Consider the following 3,890-nt stretch of genomic DNA (forward strand, 5'->3'; position numbering starts at 1 on the left):
CGCCCTCGTTCTTAACGGCTGCTGACGTCTACTTCAACGCGCCGAAATCCGATGGCCTGCGCCGTGTTCACGGCGGCATCCAGTGTCTTGAATACCCGCCAGCCGCCGCGCTGCCGCTCGATCACCTCGGTATCCCCGTTCTTGCCGAACTTCACGACATGGAGATGCCAGCCGTGCCCCATTGGGGCGGGGACGATCATCGCCTTGGAGAAGCCCCCCTGATCGAATAGCCACTTGGCCTGTAGCTCCTGCATTCAAAACCTCGCTTCTGAAACTTCAAATCATGGTTTTGATTATGGGCCGCCCTAAATCAAAAAGCAAGATTTGATTTAGCGAACCGCTAAAATGATTTTCAATCCAGCTCAAGGCCCAAGGCAATCAGGCGTTCGCGCCATTCTGCTGCGTCCAAATCGAAGTTGAGCAACCCCCCTTCAACGCTGATCCGCCTCCCAAAATCGAGCAACTGCATCTCCGTCAGGTCGCACAGGCGCTGCCCGCCTGCGTCCAGTAGCCAGATACAATCGCCATCTACCTCGATCCCGTGCTTGTCGAACCCCATACGTACCTCCGGCCAGAACCAAACCTAACCCGCTTCCGTGGATAACTGCTGCCGCCCACAAGCCGAACCGATGGCATGTGGACGGACGGGCGCAGTTACCCACCTCGCCAAGATCATCTCTCTTTTTTTTTTTGAAAGAAAAGGGCGTAAGACACCGGCTCTCCTATCTTTCGCTGCGCTTCAAGATAGGCTCGCCCTCCTGCCTTTTTACGTCATTTTTGACGTAGTTCGGCTGGATGGATCGCCTTGCTCAGGACTATCGAGGCGGCTGGCTGCCGCTCCCCCTCACGCGCTCCTGAGACACACCGCGCCACTCTGCACCTGCTTCAGTCCCCGCCTGTGGGCCGGACTGCCGCGCCGTTTTTATCGAGCTGGCCGTGGTTGGTTCCCCGTTGCGCTCGGTGCTGGTGCCCCAAGGTTGCGAGCCCTGGGAGGCTATGGTGCGCGTCGCACGCTGGGCCGTGTGTGAGGTTTCCCCGTTCGGCCCGACCCCTGCACCTGCTCGACAACAAACTCATGCTTCCAATTCGAGCGGGTACGACTAATCGCCACTGGCAGAGGCCAACGGTAACAGGGGTTCGGGGGGAATTGTGCTTGAAAGGTGCGGCGGGTTGCCGCTAAACTTGGCTGGTATTCGGTAGCACGGTTCCCCCGAACCTGTTACCCGAAGCTCAAGGTGGTGGTACACCGAGGGCTTCCGAAGAACCCGCCTATGGCGGGTTTTTTCGTTTACGGGCATCAGCTTACTCTGGCCCCTGATCATGGATCAAGCAGCTTTTCGATCACTACAGGATCACAACACCCGCCCCATTCGGTAACTGTTACCGTAACCCCCCTCCCAAATCCGCCATAAAAATAGGCCCGCTCGATCCGGTATCGGTCGGCTGGCCGACCGTACCGGAGCCGAGTGGGGGGCAAGCGATAGCGCGCCAGTTCGGGGCACCCTGCCTACGCATAATCACCCCCCCCACACGCCGCGCACCTCCGGCAACCAAAATAGCCAAAGCCGTCTGTTTGAGCCCCGCAGGGCCGACACTTGTTAACCTTCCAGCGAAGCGGAAGGTTAACAAGTAAAGTCGGTTACTTTACTTGTGGAAAACGCAAGCAGGCTGCTACATTTGAGCCCAGATGACAGGAGCCAAAAACAGGGGGGCACGATGTATCAGTTTGCGCACATAGACTCATACGCACGGAAGCCAAAACAGGGCACTCGAAGCGCTCAGGACATAGCCAACGAAGCAGAGAGGCACCCTGATCACGTCAGCCATCTGACAGCCCAAGGGATAACACCGCAGGAGCCGATCAGGGTCTTTGGCTGCTCCCCCTCCGAGGCTGTAGAACAGGCCGAGGCATGGGGAGAACAAGCCAAAGACGTGAAGGGCCGGAAACTGCGCATAGATGCCCCTGTGCTGCTCGCTGGCGTTATCAGCTACCCGAGAGAGGGGGAAGACTGGCAGGAGTTCAAGGAAACGGCCCTAGAGTGGCTCAAGGGCGAATACGGGGACAATCTGGTATCGGTCGTGGAGCACCAAGACGAAAAGCACCCGCATTTGCACTTCTACGCCGTCCCTAAGCCAGGTCAAGCGTTCAACGACCTCCACCAGGGCAGAGCAGCATCGGCGGAGGCCAAGCGCAAGGGCGAGCCAAAAGCCGCCCAGCTGCGAGCCCACAACAAGGCGATGCGAGCTTGGCAGGATCGGGTATACACGGGCGTGTGCCGGAAGTTCGGCATGGCTCGGCTCGGTCCCAAGCGCCAACGCTTGACCCGATCTGAATACATGTCGCGGCAACTGGTGGAGAAGGCCCTCGGCATAGCCGAACGGGCAGGCGCGGCCAAGCCCCTGTTAACCCAGCAGCAGAAAGATCACCTCATGGATGGCGTGATTGGCCGAGACGTGGGGCTGATCCGCAAAGAACGGATGTACTCGGAAGATGAGCTAAGTGCGGTCGGCAATCGTGCCCTACTGACGGGGATCTCGATGCAGATGAACATGCAGGGGGACGCCGCGGCCAAGGCCGCTAAAGAGCTGGCAGAGCGCCAAATCAAGGTGGACGAAGTGACCCGCCGAACCAAGGCGGAAGCGGAGGCGATGGCCGCCAGACTGGCCCAGAAGGATCGGGAGCTGGAAGCCTATCGAGCAGCCCTCAAGGAGAAAGAGACCGTGCTGGCCATGTCGGAAGTCGAGCGCCAGAAGCAGGCCGCCGAGATCCAGAAGCTGGAGGGCTACCGCAATGATCTGTCCGATCAGCTTAACGAGGCCGAAGAACGGCTGCGCGAGCTGGAGCCCGAGCAGTACCGAGGGCCGCGCCCATGAAGGCTTGGCATGTAGCGGCGCTGTTCGCCGCAGTGTTCTTCCTGAAAGGGGCGGTAACCGCCTCGGGAGGCTGGTTTATGGGCCTGCTGGGGCTGCATGACTTCTTCGGGTGGGAGGCCCCCTCATACTTCGAAGGGGCCGCATGGATGGCGGCGTTTGCCGCCCTGCTGCGCTGGGCTCGGCCTTAGTCGGCGGAGAAGCAGGACAGGAGGATGAACAGGAACGGCAGGCCAGTGAAGATCAGCATCACCCCGCCGATGCCCGGATGGGCACCGAAGGCAGCAGTCAGCAAGGCCATATAACCCACGCAGGCCGCGCTGGCCTTGCCCAAATTCTTCAAGAAGCGCATCACATCACCCCCTGTTTGCACACGTCCGCAGGGACGCCGGAAGCCGTACAGGCCAGTATGCGGCGAAGGGAGTCATTGCAGCGCTGGTGCAGTTCCATCACCCGCTTGAGCTCCGCCTTGGAGCAGGGGAGCGCATTGTTGCACTCCACCACCTTGATGGGTACCCAAGGGCACATCCGCTTGATGTCGGCCTGCACCTTGGCCGCCGTGGCGGCCATATCGACAGCCCCCAGCGGGGCATCTGAGGCCGCTACAGCAGCGGCCAGAACCAGAGCGATCATGCTATGCCCTCCATGCCCGCGCCTATGCGGCACAGCAGCTCTCCGAAAGCCTCCTGCAGGACGGCATTGCCGGACAGCATCCCAAGGGCCGCATCGAGGGGCGCAAGCGCCGGCCGCAGCTTCTCGGCCAGCAGCTCCGCATGTTCGGGAGCGAGATCGGGCGAGACCGTCTCAATCAGATCAATCAGTTCGTGTTGTGGTAGGATCGCGATCCCCATGGCAAATCTCCTTAAACAGTCTTGCTGTGGTGAGGGCGTGGGGTCGTCTACACCCCGCGCCCTCGTTCTTAACGGCTGCTGACGTCTACTTCAACGCGCCGAAATCCGATGGCCTGCGCCGTGTTCACGGCGGCATCCAGTGTCTTGAATACCCGCCAGCCGCCGCGC

Annotated in this window: 7 protein-coding genes and 1 pseudogene; 2 read left to right on the forward strand and 6 right to left on the reverse strand. The window is 60.4% G+C overall.

The annotated features are described in order from the left end of the window. Positions 1 to 11: 11 nt before the first annotated feature. Positions 12 to 254 carry a hypothetical protein gene (locus ACB040_RS20610; RefSeq protein WP_017780733.1) on the reverse strand — a complete coding sequence of 81 codons (243 nt, stop codon included), beginning with the start codon at positions 252 to 254 and terminating at the stop codon, positions 12 to 14. Between the two features lie 98 nt (positions 255 to 352). Beyond that, positions 353 to 559 carry a hypothetical protein gene (locus tag ACB040_RS20615; RefSeq protein WP_254196436.1) on the reverse strand — a complete coding sequence of 69 codons (207 nt, stop codon included), beginning with the start codon at positions 557 to 559 and terminating at the stop codon, positions 353 to 355. Positions 560 to 1,716: 1,157 nt separating this feature from the next. On the opposite strand from ACB040_RS20615, the gene ACB040_RS20620 reads away from it, so the two are divergent. Both ACB040_RS20620 and ACB040_RS20625 read left to right on the forward strand, forming a co-directional pair. Continuing rightward, entirely contained in the window at positions 1,717 to 2,874 is a 1,158-nt protein-coding gene (locus ACB040_RS20620; protein WP_371156310.1) for a plasmid recombination protein, read from the forward strand. Beyond that, the gene (locus ACB040_RS20625; protein WP_103829336.1) at positions 2,871 to 3,062 is read left to right on the forward strand and encodes a hypothetical protein; all 192 of its coding nucleotides are present in this window, start codon (positions 2,871 to 2,873) and stop codon (positions 3,060 to 3,062) included. Before ACB040_RS20620 ends, ACB040_RS20625 begins: the two co-directional genes overlap by 4 nt. Here the strand turns inward: ACB040_RS20625 and ACB040_RS20630 are convergent. From ACB040_RS20630 to ACB040_RS20645, 4 genes and pseudogenes are all read right to left on the reverse strand, one after another. Further along, on the reverse strand, positions 3,059 to 3,223 hold the full coding sequence (locus tag ACB040_RS20630) for a hypothetical protein (RefSeq protein WP_342402796.1): 165 nt from the start codon (positions 3,221 to 3,223) through the stop codon (positions 3,059 to 3,061). The two genes, ACB040_RS20625 and ACB040_RS20630, sit on opposite strands and share 4 nt — an antisense overlap. After that, on the reverse strand, positions 3,223 to 3,504 hold the full coding sequence (locus ACB040_RS20635; protein ID WP_219265503.1) for a hypothetical protein: 282 nt from the start codon (positions 3,502 to 3,504) through the stop codon (positions 3,223 to 3,225). The genes ACB040_RS20630 and ACB040_RS20635 overlap by 1 nt, the downstream gene beginning before the upstream one ends. Next, a complete protein-coding gene (locus ACB040_RS20640; protein ID WP_017780734.1) occupies positions 3,501 to 3,722 on the reverse strand; it encodes a hypothetical protein in 222 nt (73 codons plus the stop codon). Before ACB040_RS20640 ends, ACB040_RS20635 begins: the two co-directional genes overlap by 4 nt. 68 nt (positions 3,723 to 3,790) lie before the next feature. After that, a pseudogene (locus ACB040_RS20645) lies at positions 3,791 to 3,890 on the reverse strand (plasmid replication protein RepB); the annotation flags it as partial.

Origin of the sequence: Aeromonas sp. S11(2024) (assembly GCF_041402345.1) — a bacterium.
GTDB lineage: Bacteria > Pseudomonadota > Gammaproteobacteria > Enterobacterales > Aeromonadaceae > Aeromonas > Aeromonas veronii.